The sequence below is a fragment of the Burkholderia sp. PAMC 28687 genome, from assembly GCF_001577465.1.
Classification (GTDB): domain Bacteria; phylum Pseudomonadota; class Gammaproteobacteria; order Burkholderiales; family Burkholderiaceae; genus Caballeronia.
The window spans coordinates 1,171,028-1,197,547 of record NZ_CP014506.1; the positions used below are offsets into that span (position 1 = coordinate 1,171,028).

The 26,520-nt window shown below is 56.0% G+C and carries 19 protein-coding genes and 2 pseudogenes; 11 read left to right on the forward strand and 10 right to left on the reverse strand.

The features are described from left to right. Positions 1-12 precede the first annotated feature (12 nt). On the forward strand, positions 13-930 hold the full coding sequence (locus tag AX768_RS20550; protein WP_062001878.1) for a mechanosensitive ion channel family protein: 918 nt from the start codon (positions 13-15) through the stop codon (positions 928-930). A 213-nt stretch (positions 931-1,143) separates the two neighbouring features. Here the strand turns inward: AX768_RS20550 and AX768_RS20555 are convergent, their stop codons facing one another. From AX768_RS20555 to AX768_RS34490, 3 genes are all read right to left on the reverse strand, one after another. Further along, the gene (locus tag AX768_RS20555; RefSeq protein ID WP_062001879.1) at positions 1,144-1,791 is read right to left on the reverse strand and encodes a BON domain-containing protein; all 648 of its coding nucleotides are present in this window, start codon (positions 1,789-1,791) and stop codon (positions 1,144-1,146) included. A 172-nt stretch (positions 1,792-1,963) separates the two neighbouring features. Beyond that, the gene (locus AX768_RS20560) at positions 1,964-3,097 is read right to left on the reverse strand and encodes an alkene reductase (RefSeq protein ID WP_062001880.1); all 1,134 of its coding nucleotides are present in this window, start codon (positions 3,095-3,097) and stop codon (positions 1,964-1,966) included. 108 nt (positions 3,098-3,205) lie between these two features. Next, entirely contained in the window at positions 3,206-3,865 is a 660-nt protein-coding gene (locus AX768_RS34490) for a PRC-barrel domain-containing protein (protein ID WP_082778966.1), read from the reverse strand. Positions 3,866-4,431: 566 nt separating this feature from the next. Between AX768_RS34490 and grpE the strand changes: the two are divergent. From grpE to clpB, 3 genes and pseudogenes are all read left to right on the forward strand, one after another. Beyond that, positions 4,432-4,917, forward strand: a pseudogene (grpE, locus tag AX768_RS20570) (nucleotide exchange factor GrpE); the annotation flags it as partial. A 282-nt stretch (positions 4,918-5,199) separates the two neighbouring features. Next, positions 5,200-7,149: a molecular chaperone DnaK gene (dnaK, locus tag AX768_RS20575; RefSeq protein WP_062001882.1), complete on the forward strand. Its 1,950-nt coding sequence runs from the start codon at positions 5,200-5,202 to the stop codon at positions 7,147-7,149. 295 nt (positions 7,150-7,444) lie between these two features. Continuing rightward, positions 7,445-10,048 (forward strand): ATP-dependent chaperone ClpB, encoded by a 2,604-nt coding sequence (gene clpB, locus AX768_RS20580; protein ID WP_062001883.1) that lies wholly within the window; start codon positions 7,445-7,447, stop codon positions 10,046-10,048. 764 nt (positions 10,049-10,812) lie between these two features. Here clpB and AX768_RS20585 read toward each other — a convergent pair. After that, positions 10,813-12,162, reverse strand: coding sequence for an IS4 family transposase (locus AX768_RS20585; protein WP_062000703.1), 1,350 nt, complete (start codon positions 12,160-12,162; stop codon positions 10,813-10,815). Here AX768_RS20585 and AX768_RS20590 point away from each other — a divergent pair. Together AX768_RS20590 and AX768_RS20595 are read left to right on the forward strand one after the other, a co-directional pair. Continuing rightward, positions 12,155-12,634 (forward strand): hypothetical protein, encoded by a 480-nt coding sequence (locus AX768_RS20590; RefSeq protein ID WP_231941438.1) that lies wholly within the window; start codon positions 12,155-12,157, stop codon positions 12,632-12,634. The two genes, AX768_RS20585 and AX768_RS20590, sit on opposite strands and share 8 nt — an antisense overlap. Positions 12,635-12,789: 155 nt before the next feature. After that, positions 12,790-14,019, forward strand: coding sequence for a CAP domain-containing protein (locus AX768_RS20595; protein WP_082778967.1), 1,230 nt, complete (start codon positions 12,790-12,792; stop codon positions 14,017-14,019). 213 nt (positions 14,020-14,232) lie between these two features. Here the strand turns inward: AX768_RS20595 and AX768_RS20600 are convergent, their stop codons facing one another. Then, complete coding sequence (locus tag AX768_RS20600) at positions 14,233-14,577, reverse strand: response regulator transcription factor (RefSeq protein WP_062001885.1); 345 nt, start codon at positions 14,575-14,577, stop codon at positions 14,233-14,235. Between the two features lie 865 nt (positions 14,578-15,442). On the opposite strand from AX768_RS20600, the gene AX768_RS20605 reads away from it, so the two are divergent. Then, a complete protein-coding gene (locus AX768_RS20605) occupies positions 15,443-16,579 on the forward strand; it encodes a sensor histidine kinase (protein ID WP_172811994.1) in 1,137 nt (378 codons plus the stop codon). A 159-nt stretch (positions 16,580-16,738) separates the two neighbouring features. Here AX768_RS20605 and AX768_RS20610 read toward each other — a convergent pair whose 3' ends face one another. The 5 genes and pseudogenes from AX768_RS20610 to AX768_RS20630 all read right to left on the reverse strand — a co-directional run bounded on the left by AX768_RS20610 (position 16,739) and on the right by AX768_RS20630 (position 22,520). Beyond that, positions 16,739-17,290, reverse strand: a complete 552-nt coding sequence (locus AX768_RS20610; protein WP_197672636.1) for an IS630 family transposase — start codon at positions 17,288-17,290, stop codon at positions 16,739-16,741. Beyond that, entirely contained in the window at positions 17,287-17,793 is a 507-nt protein-coding gene (locus AX768_RS20615) for a helix-turn-helix domain-containing protein (RefSeq protein WP_231941265.1), read from the reverse strand. The genes AX768_RS20610 and AX768_RS20615 overlap by 4 nt, the downstream gene beginning before the upstream one ends. 270 nt (positions 17,794-18,063) lie before the next feature. Beyond that, complete coding sequence (locus AX768_RS20620; RefSeq protein ID WP_062001886.1) at positions 18,064-19,086, reverse strand: isocitrate/isopropylmalate dehydrogenase family protein; 1,023 nt, start codon at positions 19,084-19,086, stop codon at positions 18,064-18,066. 862 nt (positions 19,087-19,948) lie between these two features. Next, positions 19,949-21,351, reverse strand: a pseudogene (locus AX768_RS20625) (ISNCY family transposase). A 239-nt stretch (positions 21,352-21,590) separates the two neighbouring features. After that, entirely contained in the window at positions 21,591-22,520 is a 930-nt protein-coding gene (locus AX768_RS20630) for a LysR substrate-binding domain-containing protein (RefSeq protein ID WP_062001887.1), read from the reverse strand. Positions 22,521-22,655: 135 nt separating this feature from the next. On the opposite strand from AX768_RS20630, the gene AX768_RS20635 reads away from it, so the two are divergent. Genes AX768_RS20635 through AX768_RS20650 form a run of 4 tightly spaced genes read left to right on the forward strand, consistent with a single transcriptional unit; the run spans position 22,656 to position 26,499 of the window. Next, complete coding sequence (locus tag AX768_RS20635; RefSeq protein WP_062001888.1) at positions 22,656-23,705, forward strand: aromatic ring-hydroxylating dioxygenase subunit alpha; 1,050 nt, start codon at positions 22,656-22,658, stop codon at positions 23,703-23,705. A gap of 9 nt (positions 23,706-23,714) precedes the next feature. Next, positions 23,715-24,869, forward strand: coding sequence for a DUF2817 domain-containing protein (locus tag AX768_RS20640; RefSeq protein WP_062001889.1), 1,155 nt, complete (start codon positions 23,715-23,717; stop codon positions 24,867-24,869). Next, positions 24,866-25,645 carry an ABC transporter substrate-binding protein gene (locus AX768_RS20645; protein WP_062001890.1) on the forward strand — a complete coding sequence of 260 codons (780 nt, stop codon included), beginning with the start codon at positions 24,866-24,868 and terminating at the stop codon, positions 25,643-25,645. The genes AX768_RS20640 and AX768_RS20645 overlap by 4 nt, the downstream gene beginning before the upstream one ends. An 11-nt stretch (positions 25,646-25,656) precedes the next feature. Further along, positions 25,657-26,499 carry a phytanoyl-CoA dioxygenase family protein gene (locus AX768_RS20650; protein WP_062001891.1) on the forward strand — a complete coding sequence of 281 codons (843 nt, stop codon included), beginning with the start codon at positions 25,657-25,659 and terminating at the stop codon, positions 26,497-26,499. The last annotated feature ends 21 nt before the right edge of the window (positions 26,500-26,520 follow it).

Sequence of the window (26,520 nt, forward strand, 5' to 3'; positions counted from 1 at the left end):
TTCTCATATTTCATGCTGGAATGCCCGAGAAAGCCCGACAGGCTGCTAGGACAATTTCTCTTCGGGACGACGGAAGGTGGGCTGCGCCTGCCACGCGAATTGTTCGGGATCGTGTGGTGGATTCTGGGAGCGTGGCTGTTCAAAAGCCTGCTTGATCTAGTGCTGCTCCGAACGTTTTTCCCTGATAATGACGAGCCTCACGCGCGACGCCTGTTCGCGGACCTTGCATCGGGTCTCATCTATGCCCTTGCCTTCGTCGGCATCGTCGGCACTGTGTTCAAAGAACCGGTCTCAACCTTCCTGGCCACTTCTGGCGTTCTGGCAATTGTCCTTGGCCTCGCACTGCAAAACACCTTGGGCGACGTGCTTTCCGGTCTCGCGATAAACATCGAGCGTCCGTTTGGAGCAGGAGACTGGATTACCCTCGCCGACCTGGTTTCTGGTCAGGTCATGCAGGTCAATTGGCGGGCCACCCGCCTTAAGACGTGGTCACATGACACTGTCGTCATACCGAATAGCTTCATCTCGAAGTCTATCGTGACAAATCACAGCCGTCCAAAAGGTCCTCACCGCTGCATCATTAGGCTGAAGGTCGATCTGGCTGTAGCGCCTTCGCATGTGATCGAGACTTTAATAGCGGCGGCTACCGGTAGCATGGACATCGCTCACGGCACGACACCTCAGGCCTATGCATGCGCCTTCACGGATTCTCTACTGGAGTACGAGTTGGCCTTTGCGATCGACAGTTTCGCACTGACGCCTGATGCAAAGTCGGAGATGATCGAGCGCATAGTGAAGTCCTTTAGGGATCTAGACATCCGTATTGGGAAACCGGCGATGGATGTCCGCATTGTCGCGCCGGGCGATCTCGCCGCCGCAACCGGCGTGCTACGCAGCGCAGTCTCATTACAACCGCGCGAACGCCGATGAGACCGATCGGCAAATGCAAAGGCGACAGGAAGCCAGATCGTCCCAGCGCTGTCCGTATCGTAGATGGCGAATTGGTTTCTGATGCCTTCTGGGTCGGTCCTGTAGATAGTCTTCTCTTTCATTTGACTATTAGGCTAATTTAGTCAACTCCGCGTGCCGCTGTGGTCCATTGACCCGCCGAGCCAGTGCGTCGGTCGGCAGGCGCGGGACTAGTCAGATCACGGCGATGTCGTTCTCGACATTAGTCGTGCCAGCTGCGGCCCAAGCGGCGGCGGTTGCCTCGTCCCGCTCACACCAGGACTTTACGTTCCCAGTCAACGTCACTTTTCCACCCTGTGCGGTGACGTTGATCGTCGCGGGATCAAACCACGACCTGTCCAGTGCGACGATAATATCGTCTCTGATTTCTGACGTATTTGGCCGCGGCTTGATGGTGATCTCGTTTGAGACGCCGACTACACCCCATAGTCCGCGTACATCGTACGCCGCGGCGTCTTGCTGATAATGCCAATCGACTTCGCCGGTGAGAGTAACCCAGCCTTCTTCCACTTTAGCCTTAACCGCGTCGCTGGGGATCGCTGTGTCCCATTTCATACGACTTACCGCCGCGGAAGCAATTTCTTCGTCGCCATGTTTTACGTTGAAGGGCAAACGAACCTCAAGTTCCTCGGCGACTGCCTTGACGTCCTTAAGCCGGCGCGTAACTTTCTCCGCTGCAAATTTCTCCGCATAGCTATCTACATGACCCAAGAGAGTCACGACACCAGCTTTCGCAGTTACGCCGATGTGAGCAGCGTTTACGCTCGGTTCCCACTTCAGTCCGTCAAGCACAGCTTGTTTCAATTGTTTATCGTCAGACACGATGATTCTCCTAATTTGATACAGAACTCATGACGCCCTGAATGCATGAGGCACCACCATGCAAGGGCACGCTCGGAAAACAAATACCGGCCTGTCCCTTCCGATGTAGGGGATGGCACCGCGACCGGTGACGGCTGTTCATATCCTTGGGTCGTATTCGAGCCAAGGCTTTTCACGCAAGCGCTATCGCGGCGCCGCTATCTTCAAGCGTGGGGTAGTCGATATAACCGTGGGCGCCACCACCATAGAATGTTTCCGGCCCCATCAGGTCGTTAAGCGGACCATTCACTCTAAGCCGCTTCACGAGATCGGGATTGGCCATAAATAACCGTCCGAACGAAACCAAATCAGCGCGGCCGCTCGCCACCGCATCGATCGCCATCTGTCGGTCATAGCCGTTGTTGACCATCCAGACGCCGTCAAAGCAGTCATGCAGGGCGCCATAATCAAACGCAATACTGTCCCTGGCGCCCCCAGTCTCGCCCTCCACAATGTGCACATACGCCAAACGAAGGGGATTGAGGGCTCCTACGACATGCTCAAAGAGCGCCTGCGGGTCACTGTCCCGTGAATCGCCGGCGGTCGAAACAGGGGATAGCCGAACCCCGAGGCGGTCTGCGCCAATGGCGTCAGCGCAAACCCTAGTAACTTCGAGAAGGAGTTTCGAGCGGTTCTCTATGGAGCCACCATATGCGTCGGTCCGGTGATTGGTGCCATCGCGCAGAAAAGCGTCAAGCAGGTAGCCGTGGGCTCCATGCAGTTCAACTCCATCGAATCCGGCCTCGACGGCTCGCATGGAGGCGTGACGGAAATCCTCGATGATGCCCGCGATCTCCTCTAACCGGAGAGCGCGCGGCATCGACACATCGACAAAGCCCTCTTTAGCCAAGAAAGTTTTGGTTTTCGCCCTAATCGCTGAAGGGCCTACGGGCGCCTGCCCGTCTGGCTGGAAGCTAGTGTGAGAGACACGCCCCGTATGCCACAACTGAACAACGATTTTTCCGCCTTTCGCATGCACGGCGTCAGTAATTTTCTTCCAACCTCGTACTTGATCGTCCGTATAACATCCGGGCGTACCCGCGTAGCCCTGCGCCTGTGCCGATATCTGGGTTGCTTCTGCGATGATCAGGCCTGCCGTGGCGCGTTGGACGTAATACTCGAGAGCAAACGGACCTGGCACCAAGCCTGTGCCGGCTCGGTTTCGCGTAAGGGGCGCCATGACGACGCGATTGGCGAGTTCGAAGGCACCTGCACGCATGGGCGCGAACAGGGCCTCGGCTGAGCGGGTTGGGTAGGTTTTTTTCATTCGATGGCTCACAGATTGTGGATAGCGGATTTGTGTACTTATGCCTTGACGGCAATAGGAAGCACCTAACGACCACGACGACTATCGAGTCCAGTATGCTTCTCGACCTTAGAAATTATGGAGCTGAGTCTCATACATGCGGTTCAGAGGAAGTGCGTCCACGTACGCTGGACAATGCTCAACGGCGTCTCGAGTAAGCGACGTTAAAACGGTAGAGCGGTCCGAGTCGACACTCTCGACCCAATCGGTCGAGACTAATACTTCTCTTGGGCTGTTCCACCAGTCTCGCGTATCGACAGTCAAGTAGCGCACCACCCATGCCTCATCGTCGAACACAACGTCAGCTACGTGCCCAATGATGCCGTCAGTGGTTGACACGGAAAAGCTTTCCACCTGCCGCCCGCTCAGCAAATGTATGTTCTCTCGTGAGCCTTTAACGTGAAGCGTTGGACGCAATTGCAACGATTCGAGTCCCGGCCGCGAGTCCTGAGACGCAAAGCAAGACATATAGGTCGGTGTCGCTCTGGCGGTCCAATATGGTCTGCATCCGTAATAGTTGAAGAGCCTGGTTTCCTGAAGGCGGGAGACTGGTCTTCCGGTATCGATGGGAGGGCTTTCCTTCATCTGCCGCTGTGTCAGATTGAATGTGACAACGCCTGCCTCGAAATCGACCCCCCCCAATAGAAAGAGGCGATACCCATACTTCCTGCCAGTCGTTCCATCCTGTGGCCTCAATAACGATAAAGCGGATTCCCCAAGTTTCGTCATCGAAATAGATATGCTTCACCTCGCCGAAATTGCCATCCGGGCAAATAACTCTGCAGGATTTAAGATCTTCTACACTTCGCAACATACCGGGGTCCTGTTAAAAAAGATTAGCTAATCTGCCTGCTCGCCGGAGCAACCCGCGAGGTTTATACAAGCTGTTAAATCACTGTCGTCAGCTTGTTGCATACACGCCGCCATGCCGTTGCGCGAATTGGTAAGCGTAGAGATGAAGTGCTACAGCCGCTAGAGTCGGAATCTACTCATGAAGACTTGCGGCTTGATCGAAAGGGACTGCGCACTTTCCGGCGATAAAGCAGGAGGGATATAGATCCTCTCTCAACTCGCGGACTACGAAAGAGGGTTAGACACCTTTGACTGAGTAGTTTCCGATCTCCCGTGCAGTGGACGATCACAACTAAGATAGGAGTGTTGGCTATCCGGCTCGATTTCATCGAAGCAAAGTCCCGAATGATGTGGAAACCATGCCAGAAAAGTTCGATTCTCAGTCTCCGGTGAGCAGTTCCGCCACCGACACTCACGTTGTACGGCAGTCGGACGGGCCAAGCGCGATCGGCGCACCTCAAGCCCGCGACCTCCCCGACTCTACCGCGCTACTTCTGGAAGCACAGGCCGAGGTCGCGTCATTGCAAGATGAGTTTTTACTCGCTAAAGCCGAGACGGAAAATGTGCGACGCAGGGCCCGGGAAGATGTGCAGAAGGCACGCAAATTCGCCATTGAAAGCTTCGCTGAGAACTTGCTGCCCGTACTCGATAGCTTGGAGGCAGCGCTTGCTCATTCATCCGGTGACTTTGAGAAGGTCCGCGAGGGACTTGAAATCACTCTGCGGCAGTTGATTAGCGCATTAGAAAAGGGCCGTATTGTCGAAGTGAATCCTGTCGGCGAAAAGTTTGATCCCCATATACATCAAGCGGTTTCGGTCGTGCCGGCAGATCAAAAAGCTAACACGGTAGTGAAGGTGCTGCAAAAAGGCTACGTGATAGCAGGGCGCGTGCTGCGTCCGGCGCTTGTTACGGTCACCGCCCCAACTTGAAGCTCTTCCTTGGAAAGTCTGATTTCATCTCAGACATCGCAAGGTGTGAAAGGCGGCTGCTCTTTGCCGACATGGCGCTTGTTACAGGCAGATTTTGTGAGAATGTTTCCAAATGAACAGGAACTATGTAGAGGCGCATCAGTGTTCGCAATCGGGCAAGACGCGAACGCTCAAACTTGGCGTACAGGGTTGAATATTAAGCGACCGTTTGAAGTTCAATGAGAAAGCACGGTGAAGTCCGATGCAGGACGCGCCACAATCAAAGTCAGGAGAGTGATTAACATGGGCAAGATCATTGGTATCGATCTGGGCACGACGAACTCGTGCGTCGCGATCATGGAAGGCAACACCGTCAAGGTGATCGAGAACGCGGAAGGCACGCGTACAACGCCATCGATCATTGCATATGTTGACGACAACGAGATTCTTGTCGGCGCGCCAGCGAAGCGCCAGTCGGTCACGAATCCGCAGAACACGCTCTACGCCATCAAACGGCTGATCGGACGCCGGTTTGACGAAAAGGAAGTGCAAAAGGACATCGCTTTGATGCCCTACAAGATCGTGCGCGCCGATAACGGCGACGCCTGGGTCGAAGTCCGTAGCAAAAAACTCGCACCGCCGCAAATCTCGGCCGAAGTGCTGCGCAAGATGAAGAAGACCGCCGAAGACTATCTCGGCGAAGAAGTGACGGAAGCCGTGATCACTGTTCCTGCTTACTTCAACGACAGCCAGCGTCAGGCCACGAAAGACGCCGGCCATATCGCGGGTCTTGAAGTGAAGCGCATCATCAACGAACCGACCGCAGCCGCACTGGCGTTTGGCCTGGACAAGAACCAAAAGGGCGACCGCAAAATCGCGGTGTACGACCTAGGTGGAGGCACGTTCGACGTATCAATCATCGAGATTGCAGATATCGACAAAGAAAAGCAGTTTGAAGTACTTTCCACGAATGGTGACACGTTCCTGGGCGGTGAAGACTTCGACCAGCGCATCATCGAATACATCATTGGCGAGTTCAAGAAGGAACAAGGCGTCGATCTGTCGAAGGACGTACTCGCGCTACAACGCCTGAAAGAAGCGGCGGAAAAGGCGAAGATCGAGTTGTCGTCAACTACCCAGACTGAAATCAACCTGCCGTACATCACGGCGAATGCTTCAGGTCCGAAGCACTTGAATCTGAAGATAACCCGGTCGAAGCTGGAGTCGCTGGTTGAAGACCTGATCGAGCGCACCATGGAACCGTGCCGTGTCGCTATCAAGGACGCAGGCGTGAAGGTCGGCGATATCGACGACATCATTCTGGTCGGCGGTATGACGCGTATGCCGAAGGTGCAGGACAAGGTCAAGGAATTCTTCGGCAAGGAACCGCGTCGTGACGTGAACCCGGACGAAGCCGTGGCTGTTGGCGCCGCGATCCAAGGCCAGGTTCTCTCGGGCGATCGCAAGGACGTGTTGCTGTTGGACGTGACGCCGTTGTCGCTGGGTATTGAAACCCTTGGCGGCGTGATGACGAAGATGATCAACAAGAACACGACCATCCCGACGAAGCACGCACAAGTCTATTCGACCGCCGACGACAACCAGAGCGCCGTGACCATCAAGGTGTTCCAGGGCGAGCGCGAGATGGCGGCAGGCAACAAGCTGCTGGGCGAGTTCAACCTCGAAGGCATTCCGCCGGCAGCACGCGGCACGCCGCAGATCGAAGTGAGCTTCGACATCGACGCGAACGGCATTCTCCACGTCGGCGCGAAGGACAAGGCGACCGGCAAGGAAAACAAGATCGTCATCAAGGCAAACTCGGGTCTGTCGGACGCCGAGATCGACAAGATGGTGAAGGATGCTGAAGCGAACGCTGACGAAGATCATCGTCTGCGTGAGTTGGCCGACTCGCGCAATCAGGGCGACGCGCTGGTGCACAGCACGAAGAAGGTTGTGGCTGAACACGGCGACAAGATCGAAGCGGCTGAGAAGGAACAGATCGAAGCCGCGTTGAAGGATCTTGAAGAAGCGCTCAAGAGCACGGCGAGCGACAAGGCCAGCATTGACGCGAAGATCGAAACGCTGTCCACAGCGTCGCAGAAACTTGGCGAAAAGATGTACGCCGACATGGCTGCAGCGCAAGGTGCGGCGGGCGCGGCGGCAGGTGCAGCAGGCGGTCCCGGCGCGCAGGCGGCGCCGGAGCAGCACGACGACGTTGTCGATGCCGACTTCAAGGAAGTGAAGGAAAGCTAAACGATCGAGCTGCCGTTCGAGCTTCACAACATGGCAGAAAATATACATGGCAGGTAAAGGTCTGCGTATGGACTGTGAGCGAGACTGGAAGTAGAAACCGCTGGCTTTTCTTACGGGGGGCGGTTTGCCAGTCAACGACGAGTTTCGTAGGATGACTCAAAGCACTTTACGAACGTCCATGCTTTAGGTTTGGATCGAGGTCGCTTTATTTTTTTGGATTTTAGGGAATTGGCTGTGCGCTTTATGGGTAGAACTCGAACCCAGCAACGCAGTTTAACGTTTGAGCATGGACGCTATGAGAATCGACAAGCTCACGACCAAGTTTCAGGAAGCACTGGCCGACGCGCAGAGTCTCGCCGTCGGCAACGACAATCAATACATCGAGCCGGTTCATCTGCTTGCTGCGCTGATCGCGCAACAGGACGGTTCGGCGCGCTCGCTGCTCTCGCAGGCGGGCGTTCAGGTTCAGGCGCTGGAAACCGCGTTGAAAGACGCGATGACGCGTTTGCCGCAAGTCCAGGGCACGGACGGCAACGTCCAGGTCAGCCGCGACCTTGCCGGCTTGCTGAACAGCGCGGATAAAGAAGCGCAAAAGCTCAACGATACGTTCATTGCGAGCGAGATGTTCCTGCTCGCAGTCGCCGATGACAAAGGCGACGCGGGCCGTCTTGCCAAGCAGCATGGCTTGACGCGCAAGGCGCTCGAAGCCGCGATCAACACCGTGCGCGGCGGCGGCCAGGTGCATAGTCAGGATGCCGAAAGCCAGCGCGGCGCGCTCAAGAAATACACCGTCGACCTGACCGAGCGCGCTCGCGCCGGGAAGCTCGATCCGGTGATTGGGCGTGACGACGAAATCCGCCGTTCCATCCAGATCCTGCAACGGCGGACGAAGAACAATCCGGTGCTGATCGGCGAGCCGGGCGTGGGCAAGACCGCCATCGTGGAAGGGCTTGCGCAACGGATCGTGAACGGCGAAGTGCCGGAATCGCTCAAGAGCAAGCGCGTGCTTTCGCTCGACATGGCCGCGTTGCTGGCCGGCGCGAAGTATCGCGGGGAGTTTGAGGAGCGGCTCAAGGCCGTGCTGAGCGACATCGCGAAGGACGAAGGGCAGACCATCGTCTTCATCGATGAAATCCATACCATGGTCGGCGCCGGCAAGGCCGAAGGCGCGATGGACGCGGGCAACATGCTCAAGCCGGCGCTCTCGCGCGGCGAGCTGCATTGCATCGGTGCGACCACGCTTGACGAATATCGCAAGTACATCGAAAAGGACGCGGCGCTCGAACGCCGTTTCCAGAAGGTGCTCGTCGACGAACCTTCGGTGGAAGCGACCATTGCGATCCTGCGCGGCTTGCAGGAAAAGTACGAACTGCATCACGGCGTGGAGATCACCGATCCCGCGATCGTCGCGGCGGCGGAGTTGTCGCATCGCTATATCACGGACCGTTTCCTGCCGGACAAGGCTATCGACCTGATCGATGAAGCCGCGTCGCGCATCAAGATGGAAATCGATTCGAAGCCTGAAGAGATGGACCGGCTCGACCGTCGTTTGATCCAGTTGAAGATCGAGCGCGAAGCTGTGAAGAAGGAGAAGGACGAAGCATCGCAGAAGCGCTTGCAATTGATCGAAGAGGAAATCGAGCGGCTGGATCGCGAGTATTCCGACCTCGAGGAAATCTGGATGGCGGAAAAAGCCGCCGTGCAGGGCAGCGCGACGCTGAAGGAAGAGATCGAGAAAGTGCGCGCGGATATCGTGCGTTTGCAGCGCGAAGGCAAGCTCGAGAAGGTCGCCGAATTGCAGTACGGCAAGCTGCCCGGGCTCGAGGCGCAATTGAAGCAGGTGACGCAGGCCGAGACCGCCGAGCAAAGCAATCCCACGCGGCCGCGCCTGTTGCGCACGCAAGTCGGTGCTGAAGAGATCGCGGAAGTCGTGTCGCGTTCGACCGGCATTCCTGTGTCGCGGATGATGCAGGGCGAGCGTGACAAGCTGCTGCAGATCGAAGCCAAGCTGCATGAACGCGTCATCGGTCAGGACGAAGCGATTGGCGCCGTGGCCGATGCAATCCGCCGCTCACGCGCCGGTTTGTCGGACCCGAACCGGCCGTATGGTTCGTTCCTGTTCCTCGGGCCGACGGGCGTGGGCAAGACCGAGTTGTGCAAGGCGCTCGCCGCGTTCCTGTTCGATTCGGAGGATCACCTGATTCGTATCGACATGAGCGAGTTCATGGAGAAGCACAGCGTCGCCCGTTTGATCGGCGCACCGCCGGGTTATGTCGGTTATGAAGAGGGCGGGTATCTGACCGAGCTCGTGCGGCGCAAACCGTACAGCGTGATCTTGCTCGATGAAATCGAGAAGGCGCATCCGGACGTGTTCAACGTGCTGCTGCAAGTGCTCGACGACGGTCGCATGACCGACGGGCAAGGGCGCACCGTGGACTTCAAGAATACGGTGATCGTGATGACATCGAATCTTGGATCGCACGTGATCCAGTCGATGGTCGGCGAGCCGCACGAAGCGGTGAAGGATGCCGTGTGGGAAGAGGTCAAGCTGCACTTCCGGCCGGAGTTCCTGAATCGTATCGATGACGTCGTGGTGTTCCATTCGCTCGACCGCAGCAACATCCAGTCGATCGCGAAGATCCAGCTGCAGCGGCTGCATGAGCGGCTTGCGAAGCTGGAGATGCAGCTCGATGTGTCGGACGCAGCGCTCGAGTTGGTCGGCAAGGTGGGTTACGACCCGGTGTTCGGCGCGCGGCCGTTGAAGCGCGCGATCCAGCAAGAAATCGAAAATCCGTTGGCCAAACTCATCCTCGCAGGAGCATTCGGTCCCAAGGATGAGATCCGTGTTCATATCCGAGAAGGGCAATTTGTGTTCGATCGAGGTACTTCGAAAACTTGACGAAGCAGAGGAATACATCGGTTGAATTGCTAACACGGGGGGAGGGTCTAGCTGCTCAATCAAATGAGACAACGGGACGAGCTAGTAGCCGAAAAACATGAAACAAATACTTTTATGGTGGATTGCTGTAGCGCTTCTCTGTGCGTGCACGACAGACAGGTCCCCATACGCCAGTCAGCGATACGACGTCGCCTTGGACGAAGCTCGCGATGACGCGTCAATAAAGTGTGTGGATCGTGCGGCATGCGACACCGCATGGCAAAGGACACTGGAATTCGTTGTGCGCCATTCAGCGACAAACATTCGTCGCGCAGACCAAACAAATATTGAGACAGGTCGTCCACATGAATTTGGGGTGCTTTATATGTGGGCGTCCCGCACCGCCGCGGGCGATGCCATCGGCGGTTCGACGATCCGAATAAAAGGACTATGTCGCGGTATGTACAACAGTGACGGCGCTCCCGCATGGATGTTCGCAAGGTGCGCCGGACTCATTACTCAAGCGGAGAGGGAGTACCACCTCTATCTTACTGGTGCATACCCGAATTCCAGGAGCGGGTCAAGGTAGCGGCAATTGCCTCGGTCGCCGCGAAACACGGGGAGACAGCTGTCACAACGAGTACCTCGAATGCGGCCGCGGGTTGCTACTTCTAAACGTCTAAGATCGACGCGTCGCTGGTACTCACGTGTCGAACGTTATGAGCATAAATCAAGCTATAGCGAGCTTGGACAAATATACGTGGGTGGGGGTTATATGCATCGCGTTATACACAAGTGTCGTCGCCGTCGGCTTCGCGTAATAGGCGCAGTGTTTTTGCGGCAATATGAACTTCCCTGAGTCCGAGCCAGATCGTTTTCGCGCCGGGTTCGCCGTCGCTTTTGCGTCCGAGGAATCCCCCCAGGCGTGCGATCAGGCGCAATACTTCATTGAGCTTGGGCTGGGTCGGACGGGGTACTTTCGTGAACAGGTAGGCACTGCGAATTTCGTCTGGATCAAAGAAAAGATGCGCGTCCAGATCGGGGCAAGTGCGTCCCAGCCGCATCAGATAGGCCACGCGCCAAGCCACTACCAGGAACAGCGCCAATGCGCGCTCGAGCTGTTCGATCGAGCCGAGCTGAAGCGCCTCGACGCGGCAAGCATTCTTCAAGATGTTGAACAACATCTCAATTTCCCAGCGCGCTCGATACCAGTCGATCAATTCGATCGCCTCTTCCGAGGTCGTCGCCACGCGGTTGGTCAGCAAGCGCCATTCGATCGGCTTGACTCCCGCGGGCGCATCAAACTCGCGCGCGACCAGACAGGTGGCCGCCACGCACTTGCCTCGGCCTGTGGGCAACTCTACGCGCTGCATCCACAGGTGCTGGCGCACCGTGCGTGCCTTGACACCATGACGCGAGGCCATTGTGAAGCTGATCTGCCCGATGGATTCGCCACGGGTCGCGCGGTCCCACAGCTTGTCTCCCTCCGGCAAGCAGCGGTTATGCGTGGCACGTACCAGCCAGTCGGCCGGCGTACCCAGTGCTTGGGCGCGCTCCATGAGCGCCATCAGGTCCGCTTCGCGGTCCGCCACGTACACCAGGCGCGTGGATGGCAGGCTCGGTGCCATCTCGGCAATGCGTTCATACCCCTCGATCCAACGCAGACTTTCCTTCAGCCCGCCGCGCTTGCCCGATTCGTCCTTCTTCTCGCGCGCCCACATCCACGCGTCCAAAATACCCAAGGGCTCGCGCTGCGGCGTGACCGCGTAGGTCGGATGCAGATACATGCCGCGCTGGGCCTCATAGCTCAGTGGTCCGAGTCCGAACGTGCCTTGACCGTTAAAGTCCAGCTCCGTGGTGTCTTGCAGGCACAGCACCACACGATGCGCTTCCATCCGCTTTTGCGTGTGCTGCCAATGGGGCTCGAGAATCGCGTGCCAGTCGACGTTCTCGTTGTCGAAGAAGCGGTACGCCGCCATCGTCTCGCCCCAACCCTGGCATGCCTTGGGGACACTGGCCATCGGGTCGGCCGCCAATCGTTGCATCAAAAGCCTCGCTCGCTTGTTCAGGCGCGCATCGCCGAGCTCGAGTTGCTCGAATTCCGTCTGGGTCCAGGGCGTCGTTTCGGTGACCAATACGTTCACTCAAAAAGCGAAAGTAAACGCGATTTGCCGAAAGTTTACAAGCCCCCACTCCATGTCATTGAAAGTAAACATGTTTCTCTGCGCTCAGCGACCACCGATCAGAGATGTGTATAACGCAATGGGTTATATGGCCGTTGGAATGCAAATACGATACTTGGGATTTATTGGAACTCCAGAAATTGAGTCGGACGCAGCCATTCAGTTGCTCAAGCTAGCTCCATTTGGCAAACTCATTAGAGGGTGCCATCTTGCAATTGAAGCATTTCGCGACACCGCTAAAGTCCAGCTTTACGACACGCGGCTTGACTTGATAACCCAGGACTACAGCCTTGTTCCAATCGAACACAGCACAAACAGCGATCCGCACGAGGGGATGCTGCACGCCTTCGATGGCGCAGTTCGAGTGTTGGGAAACACCAGAACTACTGCCAGACCAGTCGTCGCCGCTCGAAAATCAACTTAACCTGACCGACAAGCTGTTGACGACAATTCTTGATCGCGAAGGTTAGTTTTTTAGAGAGACGGTCCTGTCGAAAGCAACGCCTCGCTCGATCGCTATCTTCCTTCGGTGTAACCGTTGTAGCCGGGCTTTGGGCGTGCGAAAAAAACTCAAGCTCAATGAGCGGTTCCGCTTGCGACAGCGCGTGGCGCGTTTTCGTCGCTCCCAAATTTATAGACCGGTTGCCAGGCAATCTTTACCCGATGCAACAGACGAAAACAACTACAACAGCTTTGGCCATATTTTCGATCTTGCTTGCTGCGTGCACCGGGCTCGGCGAGCATGATTCGTTTCAAGCAGCAAATCAGTCCGAAAAGAATGACAATACGACCCATCAGGGGGAGCCTTTTAGCCATCGGCGCGCGCTGCAAAATAGCGTGCGGGCTCCAACCTACGAGACATCAAGCTATCAAGCGAAAGCGTTTGAGCTAGTCAACGCCTATCGTGTCTCAGTGCATGTCGGAAAGCTTCGCCAAGACCCGAGGCTCGACACGGCGGCGCAGGCCCACGCGTTGTATCTGGCTTCAAATCTCGCATCGGGCGGGCTCACCGAGTTGTCACATGACGAAGCGTCCGGATTTGCGAATTACTATGCTGACACACCGCTCTCGCGCGCCCGCAAGGCGGGCGTCGCGATGAAGGAGTGGGTAGGGGAAATCATCGCGGCGGGGCGTCACCAGATGGATCCTGCCGCTTACGCGCGCGACTGCATAGGACAAGCTATTAATTCAGTTTATCATTTAGTACCGCTTTTAAAAAACCAAGAATCCATTGGACTTGGTTTCGTTCCGGAAAGTGCTACGTATCCGATCTACGTTTGCACTACCGAGTTCGGGACTGCGGGTGGGGTAAAAGGGGCGCCGGGACCCAACACGGGCATTTATAGCGGCGGCCAGCAGATACCTCCAACTGCAGTGGTTCACGTTCCCTACGATGGCGAGACCCAGGTTTTACTCACTATGGCTCCTGAATTGCCACACTTGGGATTCGGACCCTCCGCCCTAGGTCGGCCGATCATGGTCATGGTAAATGCGCAGGATCGAAATACTTTGTCCGTCGCAAAATTCACTCTTGAAGACTCCACCCGTGGTCTCGTAATTCCCGCTCATATTTTGATCTCGAGAGGCGGGAAGCTTAATTCCGTGATGACTGCCGTCGTCGATCCAAACAACCTGCTCGCTGACGGCGTTGTCTTTTTGTTACCCTGCACTCCGCTTGTCGCAAATACGACCTACACGGCGACATTTTCTGGCGCACGTGACAAAGCTCCGATCAATTTGACTTGGAACTTCACCACGGGGAACGCGTCAGCACACCTCCAGCATGTCACTTTTGGTGCCGGCCACTGACCGCAATTTCTCAGTACCCCGGGTGAAACTGGGGAGATGGGACGCGTTGCAACGCTAAGGAACATGCAAGCCACGGCGGTCGATGCATGGAGGAAAGTAGTAAGCGGTTCAAGACGGTGGTGACAGTCTTCAAGACGTCTTCGCAGATTTCGATTCCTCGAGCGCAGGTTCCAACGTCGGCTTGGCGAATTTTGTTGTGCCGATCGGTGCGGTTTAGGAGCGATCCAGGATCCCACGTAGTTGTCGAACAGTGATCGGCTTGAGAAAGCGGTTATTGAAGACCGAAATATCGTCAAGCTTACTGAGATCGCGGTGTCCAGTAAGTGCGATCACCTGTGCTTCTTTGGATCGGCCTTTTCGGATCAGCCGGCATAGTTCTTCCCCATCAAGGTCAGGCAGGGAAATGTCCAGAACTACAACGTCAAACGCTTCGTGCGAGGTACGTTCGAGAGCAGTTGCTCCATCATAGGCGCATTGCGTCTCGTGACCAAACCCTGAGGCAAGGTCTGCCATCATATCCGCCAAATCTCTCTGGTCGTCAACGAACAGTACCTTCAACTTACTCTCCTAATGGTCTTGATACGGACTACCTAGATCATTTTCAGTTAAACAAACATCCGATGGGAGTACGACTCAAAATAGTAACACTTTCGATGAGCGATCAATAATGAGAATTCCGGGCGACCCCTATTTTTGGGCTTATGTCATGTCGCGAGCGTTTTCATCCTGGTGTCGATTTTGTAATGTCCAGACGAATGCCGCCAATCTTACATTTTCATCTTTCAGTAGGTAGTTTCCTTTAGTTCAAATCACTGATTTTCGAATGAGATGAAGGAGCCACACAAAATCGAGTAAGATTGTTGGTTTCCGGGCGTCTTTTTTTGCTGAAAAATTGCTGCACTTATCGGTGCGTTTTTTCAGGAAAAACAGTTGTGGCGTCCACCAAATCAGTTGGACACCAGTAGGCACCGGAGCAATCGGCTCAGAACATGTCTACTTTTGTTGCCTTACAGCGGTCAGAGTGAGCATTGTTGGACTAGCCCAAAAAAAATCTTTCCCCGTTAAGGGCGTGCCTAAGCAATTTATGATCGGGTTTATGTTGTAGTGACGAACGGGTGCGAAGTAGGACAGTAGAGGCGAATGTTAATCACTCCGCAGATTGAATTTAATTCTCCTTCCCGATGCGCTCGATAAACGGTTAACGTCCACCTCTGATCGCTGACGGCCCTAGAAAAGGCGTTGGGCTCGACTTGTTCGGTTGGTTCTTGTCTGAGCATGCTATGGAAGGGACCGCCGAGATGCCTATTGTCTCGGTATGCGCCACCGTTTAAAGGGGGCATACAAATTGGCGTTTGTAATATCAACGACCGGAGCCGCATGCTGGTGATGCTACGCATACAGCATTCTTTAGGAGGTGCTGCACATGATGCATGATTTCCTTACCAATAATCGAAGTGATCTGATCGATCGTTGTCGAATAAAAGTGGCGCAGAGACCCGAGCGGGCAGCGACAGCGCAGCAACTTCAGGACGGAGTCCCTACTTTTTTGGACCAATTGATTCGAACGCTTTGTATTGAGCAATCGATCGATCCAATGGAGAGCCGAAAAATTTCGGGCCCGTCGGATGGCACTTCGGCGCGGTCAGAGATGGGCGTGTCGGCAGCGCTTCACGGACGTACGCTGCTTGATCTTGGGTTCTCAGTTGACCAGGTCGTCCATGACTACGGCGATCTATGCCAGGCTATCACGGACCTTGCATACGAACGCGACGCTCCTTTCTTGGTAGATGAGTTTCGAACACTAAATCGGTGCCTTGATAATGCTATTGCTGACGCCGTTACTGAATTTAGTTACCAGCGTGATGTGGCCGTGGCAAGTGAAAAGATTATCGAAATGAACGAACGGCTAGGGTTTTTTTCACACGAACTGCGAAACTTTCTAGGTACGGCAACGCTGGCGTTCGCGGCCGCCAAAGCGGGTAACCTAACATTATCTGGTGCCACGGGGACCGTTTTGGAGCGTAGTCTTGACGCTCTTACTGATCTCATCGACCAATCGCTGGGTGAAATTAGAAATACCGCCGAAAAAAGCCTTAGACCCACCATTTTCTCGCTGGCGGACCTTATTGCTGATGTGAGGCAATCGGCAGACTTGGCGGCCACCGTGAGCGGATGCGTATTTCACGTTTCTCACGTTGACTCTCGGTTGGGTATTCGTGGAAACCGCGATCTGCTTTATGCATCAGTAATAAATCTATTGCAAAATGCATTTAAATTTACACGGTTGCATACCGAAGTTACATTAGACGCTTATGCAGAGTCCGACCGAATACTCGTAGATGTAAAGGATCATTGCGGTGGATTGCCAAGCGGATCCGCGGAAAGGATGTTTTTACCATTTGTCCAGAACGGAATTAACAAGTCTGGCCTCGGCCTCGGCCTTTCGATAGCCCGGCGTAGCATTGAGTCAATGGGTGGCACTCTCAGTGTGCGAGACGAAGCCGGTAAAGGCTGTGTCTTTACGATCAGCCTGCCTCGATACGCAATGACGCCGGAGTAGAAGGTTTTTCGGCGAAGATCCTTGTATCGTTCATCGACTCGGTCCGGTACCCGTGCATTAGGTCGGAAAAAAAAATCGATTGCTTTACAGCGTAGCTCACGGAGTGTGATGCGGTTTTATTAAATTCGAGATTGCATAGACCGGCGATAGTGTAAGTGTTCAGGCGAAACGGATTTCAAATTCTGAGCCGTAGGCGGCGAGCAGTTTGCCGATCTCAGCATCGATGGTTTCCTTGGTCCAGGTAACGAAACGTCGCCAGTGATACTTTGCATGCTTCCAAACGATTTCGATCAGGTTCAGCTCGGGACTGTAGGGCGGCAGATGGAAGAGCACCATGCGATGCTCGAGAAACCACCGGTCGATCGTTTCCTGCTCGATGTTGTGATGAATCGAGGCGTTGTCGAGGACGACCACCGTCATCAGACCGGGCGAGCCGTCCTTCGCGATCTGGTCAAGAAACTCAACGACGGCGGGGCGTTTGATGGTCGCCTTGCTGACTTCATGCTTCAGAAGGTTGGCGCCGAAATCAAATGCGCCGAGGACCGAGCGTCTGCAATGCGGCCGAGGAACAACACGGTGTGGCTCGCCGATGGGCGACCAGCCGCGTTGCACCGGCGGTGAAGCGCAGAACCCTGATTGGTCAAAGTAGACCAGGCGGCACGCCCCATCACGAGCGGCCTGCTGCAACTTTGAGAGCGTGCCTGCTTTCACGGCGAACTCCAGTTCGTCGCGCTTTTTTTGAGCGAGTAGCGGCCACGTTTGTAGGAAAACCCCGCGCGCTTGAGCGCCACCGACAGCGTTTCCAGGCGGCATGGCAAAGGCTGGCCATGCACCTCCTCAATGCGCAGCGCGATCTGCTTGAGCGTCATCGATTCGGTGCGGGCCGCTTCGATGGCAGTGGCGATCAAGGCATCAGACAACGCGCGAGGCCGCCCGCCTTTATGCCCGGTCAGCAAACCACACAGGCCCCTGTCGTTCCAGGAATGCACCCAGTTGTACACCGACTTGTCGCTCACATCGAGCTCGACGGCGATCTCATGAACCCGTCGGCCGCTGCCAAGCTCCAGCAGACCCAGCCCTCGGGTTCGAAAGTCTTGATGAGGATGCTTGCGCGAGAGTTGTTGCAAGGTCTTCGTCTCCGCTTCGGTCAGTTCAACAGCACATTTCATCGGCAGGCAGGTAATCAGGATGGGATTGCCTGTCAGACTCGCCATTCTGAAATTCGTTTACTCCGCACACTTAGATTCCCTTTTCGATGGGATGTACATCACGGTAAAATTCTTCATGCTTCGTGCGGCAGCGCAGATGCCTAGGTCATTGCGCCATAGTAAGTGACGCTGGGTACCGCAAAGCAACGTATCACCGCCCGCACGGAGACAGCGTTGCGGCTTCCAAGATATGAATCGCCGCTTGGCTGCTACAACGTTGCGGTGCGCCAACATAACGGCCTGACAGCGGAAATGAAACTTAGGCACTTACCCACGCTACGTCGTCGCAAGCCGACGAATCACTGCCTCGGAAAACTGGCCCGTCGACGCAGTGCCGTTAAGATCACGAGTCCATATCCGGTCCGTCCTTAATGTTGTGGTTATCGAGGTTCGCAATCGGCTAGCGAGTTCACCCAGCCCTACGTGCTCCAGCATCAAAGCTGAGGCCAGCAATACGGAGATTGGATTGGCAACTCCTTTGCCTGCGATGTCCGGAGCGGACCCATGAACGGCTTCAAATATTGCGATGTCGCTGCCGTAGTTGGCACCTGGAGCCATGCCAAGACCGCCTACTAGCCCCGCTAGCTGGTCCGAGAGAATATCTCCGAATAGATTTGTGCATAAGAGCATATCGAACTTCCAAGGGTTCAGCACGAGCTGCATCGCACAAGCGTCAACAATTATGTCGTCCGTTTCAACTTGATCTTTGTACTCTAAGGCGACCTCTCGAGCAGCCTCGAGAAACAACCCGGTGAGAGCCTTTAAAATATTTGCTTTATGGACAATCGTAATTTTCTTTCTGCCGTGCTTTACGGCGTATTCGAAGGCAAATCTTGCGATCTTTATGCAGGCGTCGCGTGTATTGACTCCAGTCGCAACCGCGACTGCTTTGGGATCGTCACCGACTGGGATATAGTACTCGTGCGCAACGTAGAATCCCCCCAAATTTTCCCTGACAAGCACCAAATCGACCTTATCGTAGCGTCCAGGAATGAGTGTACTTACGGGTCTGACGTTCGCAAAAAGATTAAATTCCTCACGAAGGCGTACGTTAGACGATCGGAATCCGTCTCCGATTGGCGTCGTCAACGGCCCTTTTAGTACGAGTTGGGTCTTACGTATGCTCTCGAGTGTCTTCACTGGCAGTGAGTCGCCACAATCCGTGACTCCCGCGATGCCCGCTTGTTGAATATCCCAGACGAAAGGAGAGCCGAGGGCATCCAGGACGTGGACTGTGGCTGCAACGACCTCGGGCCCGATACCATCTCCGGGGATGAGTGTAGCGGGAATGCTTTCCATTTGAGTTTGTTCCGTAGAGATGGAATTGGATGTCACGGGTGACTCTGTCAACGCGCTAGCGGTGCTTCGGCTCCGTGCTGCTTTGAGCGGAATATCGACAAAGTGTTGCGACTGCTCTGTCAGAGTTTGCAGCGTGAGTTCAGAATGGTCAGCAAGCACCTTCTGGGAATATGCTCAGCCTCACACAAGTCAGTGTCGCAGGAACAAGCGGCGAGTGTAGGCTGCCAGCGTGACAGGGTGAGCTCAGCCATGGACGAGCAGTGCCCACCCGCAGTTGCAGCGTGGACGCAGGGGGAAGGAGCGGATCCGATCAAACGAGCATATCTAATGCGGCTAGTATAGAACGGGCTGTCCCAAGGCAAGGGATCTCCGCGTTAGCGACACCTGAGATGAACGCGAGCCATCGTCCGATGGCGTCGATTGTTCTGGTCGAGACGTTTCGGCCGTATGAAGCTCCGCAGATAAGAAAAAGCTTGTCATTGCCGACATCTGTGTCCGTGTTGCGACATGACGACCGGGTGCGGCCGCGGTACCTGTCCTTCACGACACGAGCTTTCATCAAGGGTAGTATTTCTGAACCAAACCCAGCGGCTACTATGAGAGTAGCAAGATCGTGCTTTTCCCGTTTGACTAAGATCAATCAACAATCGATCCTTGGTCGTCCCATTGGTGTTCACCGCCCGCGCTCCACACGCGCTTGCCCGACAATGAAACTACGCCTAAACCCGACATTTCTATTTAGCGGAAAGGGGATATTTCTAAAAAGCCCTAACATGTGGGTGTCGAGGCTAAGTTCAGATGTCGGGGTTCAAACTTTTTAGAAATGTCGGGTTTTGACTTTATCAATCTCTCTTTAAAAAGCTCATTTCCCCACCGCGGCTGCCCGCAGTTCGGCGCTTCTTAGCATCATCGCGTTCATGTCGATTCGCTTGAGCTCGCGTTGTTTGCGCGTGTTGTTGGCCCGCATCTTCGGTTTCACCGGTTCACCCTGATTGGTCCGCGACGGTGAACCCGAGATACGTCGGTTGTCGCGCTCCATCTGCACCTGGCGCGATAGCGCCAACACATGCTCAAGGCGCTTGTTGTCGACCTCGGCACCCTGGTCCATCGCCGATAGCCTGTCGTATTGACGATACGCCAGCGCGCTGCCATGTGCCCGGATTTCGATACGCCCATCCGGGTATTCATAGACATCGATGTAGTGATGGGCGAGGGCACGTGTTTGCGGCGTGTCGTCAAGCATGTAGATGACCCGGTCGTACTGCAATGTCAGGCTGTTCGACACGCAACGCAATACCCGGTGCGTCAGAATCAGGTCGAGGTCTTCATCGCTCCTGAGCGCCCGATGCGCGTTAAATGCGCTCTTCGGGATCTTGGCGAAGCGCCCATTAAAGTCGGCCATGAGTGGGGCGCATACGCGTTGGCGGCCTCCTTCGTATCGATCTTGCGCAGCCTCAACTCTTTGACCAACCGGTCCTGCAAGGTGAGATTGGCCCGCTCCACGCGTCCCTTCGCCTGACTGCTGTTGGCACACAGCGTGTCCACGTTCAACTCGTACAAGGCCCGCCCGTATTGGGTCACGCCCTTGTCGGGCGTGCTCGCGTGCTGGTTGCAGTGAAACACGCTGGCCTTGTCGCTATAAAGTGCCACGGGCTTGCCGTGCGCCTCGATGTATTTGCGCGTGGCCTCGAAATAACTGAACGTCGATTCGGTCGCCGTAAAGTGCAACGTCATCAGTTGGCTTGTGGCATCGTCAATAAACACCAGCAGCGTGCACGCTGGCGCCCGGTCTTCAAACCATCGGTGATCGCTACCATCGATCTGGATCAGCTCGCCCAGGCACGAACGCGGGTTCCTCGGCTGATGGATCTTGGGCGGGCGCTGCTTGCGTGGAATCCACAGGCCGGCGTCGGTCATCAGGTGGCGAACCGTTTCCTTTGAAAGCGTTAAACCATGGCATTCGCGCAGCTTCTCGCAGGCAAGCGTTGGGCCAAAGTCGGCGTATCGGTCGCGAATCAAAACCAGTGCCCGGCATGCCGTTACCTCATCAAGCTTTCGATTGCCTGGACGACCTCGCGCTGCCGAGCCCACACCGGCTGCGCCCGTTTGCTTGTACCGCAGCACCAAACGCTCGACCTGGCGCACCGTCAAATTCAAACGCTCAGCCGCCAGGCCCGGTTTGAGCATCCGGTCCACGACAGCCTGAATCACTTTGAGACGATCGAGTTCGCGCATATTTAGTGTCACCAGTCCGATTGGTTTCATGGCGAACTCCCATCGTCTGATCGGAAGTTCCCAGCTTGGCACCAACAGCAGAACACGACATTTCTATATTGCTAAAACACGACATTAGGATATTGCCCCTACATGCAAAAAGTGGATAATTTATCTTATGTAAAATTACGTTTTGGAATTTAACGCGTGGTCGTTGCTGAGAAACCGGTTTCGATTCTCCGGGAACGTATTTCAACCGACCCCCATGAATGGCCTGCTGGTCGAACCGCTCAACCGGCGAGCATGTCGTTGACTGATTGTTGCTCCCTTCCCTGCGTCAGAATCCATCGATGAAACGCGCGGCAGTGCGAGTGATCGAACGCACTAGCCTGCCAAGTAACGAAGTACGGTGACAAGAGCGTCACGCCGGCGGGAAAAGGCACGACAAGCCGGCCAGCCGCAACATCGGCGGCAATCATGGACGTCTGCGCGAGTACGAACCCTTCGCCATCAATGGCCGCTTGTATTGCCAGGCTCGACAGTGAAAAGACCAGCCGGGTGGCGCGAGCGCCATCGTCGTCCACGTCATTTACCGCACACCAGTCCCGCCATGACGGTGGCGACGAAAATTTGGGCAGCCAGTCAATCGACAACAACGGATGATTGAGTATGTCGCCAGGGTGAGCCAGCACCTTCCCGTCAATCAAAGTGGGACTGCACGCAGGCACGACCTTGTCGCGGAACAGTTCAGCGCGCGTTCCGGATTGATCGAGGCTTTCGCCATAGGTAATGCGGAAATCGATGTGATGACCATCGGGTGACGGTTCCGAATGTGTGCCATCGAGAAAGATGTCGATCTCGGGATGCTCCCGCTGCCAGGAATAGATGCGTGGCGCAAGCCACTTCGACAAGACCGACGGCAACGCGCTGATGCTCAGGCTACGCTTCAGTTTGCCCCGCTCCAGTTCCGCACGCGCCAGCCGCAGACTTTCGAACGCCTGCGCGCAACTGGCGTGATAAATCCGCCCGGCTTCAGTCAATCTCAACCGCTTGCCTTCTTTAGCAAGCAAACGCATGCCAACCGCGTCCTCCAATTGCTTAATCTGCTGACTGACGGCGCCCGGAGAAACACCCAATCGTCGAGCGGTTTCGATCACGCCCTGGCAACGCCCCAGCGTATCGAACACTTGCAGTGCACGCAGAGGCGGCAACGTATCCATCAGAGTTCTCCGGCTGTGTCATTTTAGAAATTCTAAACGAACTCGCAAAATCACCCCTCTATTCTTTTGAATATTGACTTCCTAAGCTTTGGACATCGACCGGATAGAAACCGGTGAAAGTCAAGGAATGCATTCATGTTCGTCAGAAACGCATGGTATGTCGCTGCCCGCAGCGACGAAGTCGGACCCGGGCTCCACGCAACGCGGCTGCTGGGCGAGGCGGTCGTGCTGTACCGCCAGCACGACGGGTCCGTAGCCGCACTGGAAGACGCCTGTCCGCATCGCAAGTTGCCGTTATCGATGGGGCGCCTGAAAGGCGAACACGTTGAATGCGGATATCACGGACTGACATTCGATGGCTCGGGCACGTGCGTTCGCGCGCCTGGCAACGCGCGCATTCCGCCTGGTGCACGGGTACAAAGCTATCCGGCGCACGAGCGCTATGGTTTGGTGTGGCTATGGATGGGACCGCCGGAACATGCGGATCCAGCCGCCATTATCGAGGTGCCGGAATGGGGTGACCCCGCGTGGGGCATCAATCAGGGCGACGCAATGACTGTCGATTGCCACTACCTGTATGTCACCGACAACCTTCTCGATCCGTCGCATGTCGCATGGGTGCATCCATCGTCGTTTGGCAATGCAGCGTGCGAGGGCGAACCGCTCAGCACCCTGGAAAACGGAAAAGGTGTGACGGTGTCGCGCTGGATGCGCAACGTGGAGGTCGCGCCTTTCTACGCACGCTATGTCAAGTTCAGTGGGCGCTGCGACCGGAAACAGCAATACGAAGTGCGCTTTCCATCGCACGCTGTGATCAAGGCTGTTTTTACGCCTGCGGGCAGCGGCAGCGAGTCCGGACCCATGCATCCCGATGTGTTCCTCATGAACTCCTATAACTTCTTGACGCCTGTAGACGAATCGACCACGCGCTATTACTGGTTCCAGGCTCGAAATTTCGACCGGAGCGACGCGCTCGTGTCGGAGCAATTCAATGAAGACGTGCGCCACGCATTCGATGAAGATCGCGTGATCCTCGCCGCCGTGCATGCCGGGATGGCAAACCGGCGGACACCGAATATCAACCTCGCGCTCGACGCGGGACCAACACGATTTCGCCGGGGCGTGCAACGCCTGATCGACGCGGAGCAACACGATAATGCGGAACAGTCATCTTTTCACATTTAAGATACCTAAATGAATTCGTATTTTCTTGAAGCGCCCTCATTCGATCGCCAGCGTGAGCGCTTTCTGAGCGCTGCCCGCATGGCAGATGCATCCATGACAGAGTGGCTGCATCCGCTGAAAGGACCGCGGGAAGAAACGCTCGTCACGGATGTCGCAGTGCTTGGCGATCCGTGTGCGCCCTCCCGCTTGGTCGTGCTGTCGGGGACCCATGGCGTCGAAGGCTTTTATGGTTCCGACTGCCAGATCGCGCTACTCGATTCTCTTCGAACACACGGCGTCCCCGAAGGCGTGAGCGTCGTGATCGTCCATCTCGTGAATCCGTGGGGAACGGCGTGGCTGCGGCGCGTAACGGAAGATAACGTCGATCTGAATCGAAATTATGTCGCGTTCGACCGCCCCCTCCCGGCTAACGCCGGTTATGAATTGATGCACCCAATTTACCTGTGTCCTGAACTCGAAGGCCCGGCTCGCAGCATTGCCGACGCAACATTGGCGGCGTGCATTGCCCGCGATGGCAATGCTGCAGTGATGAGCGTCGTGGAAGCGGGACAGTACGTGCACGCCGACGGCCTGTTTTTCGGTGGCCGCGAGCCGGCCTGGAGCAACCGCACTCTGCGCGCGATCATGGAAAAGCACGTTGCCGACGCGCAGACGGCAATATGCTTTGACTTGCACACTGGCGCAGGCGCATTTGGCCATCCCATGCTGATGGCGATCACTGCAAAGGCTTACCCGATGCTGTCGCGCATGCAGGCACTCTACGGTCCGTGGCTGCATACCATTGTCACGAGTCCATCATCCACCACTGACACCGGCATTGCTGCCACTGCAACGGGCTATACATCGCAAGCCATGCTCGACCAGCTCAGTGACGTGGACCTGATGCAATTCGTTATCGAATGCGGGACATACGACCCTGCGCGCTCGCATCGATTATTGCGTGACGACCACTGGCTGCACCTGTTCGGCGATCCCTTCGATGCAACGGGCCGTCGCATCAAGGCCGCATTGCTGGAACATTTCTTCCCCGCCGATACTCACTGGCGCGAGTTGACGGCATTGCGCGCACAGCAGGTCTTTGCTCGCGCGATGAGTTCCCTCGTTTCAACGCCCCCGGATAAAGACGCGCCGGACCGATCCACTCACCCAGGAATCGCACCATGAAACGCTATAGCTTACTGAATCTGCTGCTGCTCGCGCTACTGCCTCTCGCTGCCCACGCGCAGGATTCGAAAGTGATCCGCTTCGGGGTCGATCCGACTTATCCGCCGTTTGAATCAAAGGCGCCGGACGGGACGCTCGTCGGGTTTGACATCGACCTGGGCAATGCAATTTGCGCGAACCTGCATGCCAGATGCGTCTGGGTCGAACAGAGCTTCGACGCCATGATCCCGGCTTTGCAAGCGCGGAAGTTCGATGCCATCTTGTCGGCCATGTCCGCCACGGCGGTACGCAAACAGCAGATCGATTTCACCGACAAGATCTATAACGGCCCTTCCCGTCTGGTAGCGGCAACAGGCTCAACGCTCGTGCCTGAAGCCGCGTCGCTAAAAGGCAAGCGAATCGGCGTGGACCAGGGTTCGATGCAGGAGACCTTCGCCAAGGCGGAGTGGGCTCCGCAAGGCGTGACGGTCATTTCATATCCTACGCAGGATGCGATTTATCAGGACCTGACCACGGGTCGCCTGGATGGAGCCTTCCAGTCTGCAGTGCAAGCGGACATCGGCTTCCTCAAGACCCCGCGTGGCAAGGGTTATTCGTTTGCAGGAGAAGAGGTCAAAGACAAGCGAGTCGCGGGCGACGGTGTGGCCATTGGTGTACGCAAGGACAACACCGCCCTGGCTGCGAAACTGAACACCGGCATTGCCGCGATACGACATGATGGCACTTACAACCGGCTTGCCCACAAGTACTTCGATTTCAATATTTATGGCGACTGAGGGAGCCGGAGATGACGTCAGACTTTGAAGCGCGCGTGGCGAAAGCGGTCACGCCGAACACGGTTCGAGAGTTTCGCCAGAATGGCGCGGTATGCATCCGGGGTCTGTTCAACGCGGACGAGATCGCTCGGCTTCGTTCCGGAATCGATCACAACATCGCGCAACCCAGTAGTCGCGCGAAGACTGCTAGCCGCCCCGACGACCCCGGCTGGTTTTTTGAAGACTTTTGCAACTGGCAGGAGAACGTGGCATATCGGCATTTCATTTTCGAGTCGCCGGCGCCGACCGCCGCGGCGGCGTTGATCGGTGGGAAGACAGTGCGGCTCTACCATGATCACGTGCTGGTTAAAGAACCGAACACTCGGCAGCGGACGCCCTGGCATCAGGACCAGCCCTACTACAATATCGTGGGATCGGATAACGTCAGCATGTGGATTCCTGTGGACCCGGTGTCGCGCGAATCCACGCTCGAGTTTGTCATGGGTTCACATCGCGGGCCGTGGCTGATGCCCCGCACGTTCATGGAAAACGAGGCGAAGTGGTTTCCGGAGGGGAGTCTCGCGGATTTGCCTGACATCGATGGCGATCGTGAAGCTTTCGATGTACGCGGCTGGGCGCTCGAGCCTGGCGACATGGTGTGTTTCAACATGCTGACGCTGCATGCATCGGGCGGCGTCCCGGGTGCGCATCGTCGCAGGGCTTTTTCAGTACGGTTCATTGGCGACGATGTCCGGCATGCACCGAGACCGTGGAGAACCTCGCCGGAATTCCCAGGCCTTGCGGCAGACTTGCCCGAAGGCTTGCCCATGGAACATCCGCTGTTTCCAATGGTCTGGAATATTCATGAGGGATAAGGAAGCGCCTCTCCCCTTCCT

Bases quoted from the DNA above. Each gene is read 5' to 3' on its own strand.
- AX768_RS20550 (WP_062001878.1), top strand. From the start codon at position 13: ATGCTGGAATGCCCGAGAAAGCCCGACAGGCTGCTAGGACAATTTCTC.
- AX768_RS20560 (WP_062001880.1), bottom strand. From the start codon at position 3,097: ATGAAAAAAACCTACCCAACCCGCTCAGCCGAGGCCCTGTTCGCGCCC.
- AX768_RS34490 (WP_082778966.1), bottom strand. From the start codon at position 3,865: ATGACGAAACTTGGGGAATCCGCTTTATCGTTATTGAGGCCACAGGAT.
- dnaK (WP_062001882.1), top strand. From the start codon at position 5,200: ATGGGCAAGATCATTGGTATCGATCTGGGCACGACGAACTCGTGCGTC.
- clpB (WP_062001883.1), top strand. From the start codon at position 7,445: ATGAGAATCGACAAGCTCACGACCAAGTTTCAGGAAGCACTGGCCGAC.
- AX768_RS20595 (WP_082778967.1), top strand. From the start codon at position 12,790: ATGAGCGGTTCCGCTTGCGACAGCGCGTGGCGCGTTTTCGTCGCTCCC.
- AX768_RS20605 (WP_172811994.1), top strand. From the start codon at position 15,443: ATGATGCATGATTTCCTTACCAATAATCGAAGTGATCTGATCGATCGT.
- AX768_RS20615 (WP_231941265.1), bottom strand. From the start codon at position 17,793: ATGGCGAGTCTGACAGGCAATCCCATCCTGATTACCTGCCTGCCGATG.
- AX768_RS20620 (WP_062001886.1), bottom strand. From the start codon at position 19,086: ATGGAAAGCATTCCCGCTACACTCATCCCCGGAGATGGTATCGGGCCC.
- AX768_RS20630 (WP_062001887.1), bottom strand. From the start codon at position 22,520: ATGGATACGTTGCCGCCTCTGCGTGCACTGCAAGTGTTCGATACGCTG.
- AX768_RS20635 (WP_062001888.1), top strand. From the start codon at position 22,656: ATGTTCGTCAGAAACGCATGGTATGTCGCTGCCCGCAGCGACGAAGTC.
- AX768_RS20640 (WP_062001889.1), top strand. From the start codon at position 23,715: ATGAATTCGTATTTTCTTGAAGCGCCCTCATTCGATCGCCAGCGTGAG.
- AX768_RS20645 (WP_062001890.1), top strand. From the start codon at position 24,866: ATGAAACGCTATAGCTTACTGAATCTGCTGCTGCTCGCGCTACTGCCT.
- AX768_RS20650 (WP_062001891.1), top strand. From the start codon at position 25,657: ATGACGTCAGACTTTGAAGCGCGCGTGGCGAAAGCGGTCACGCCGAAC.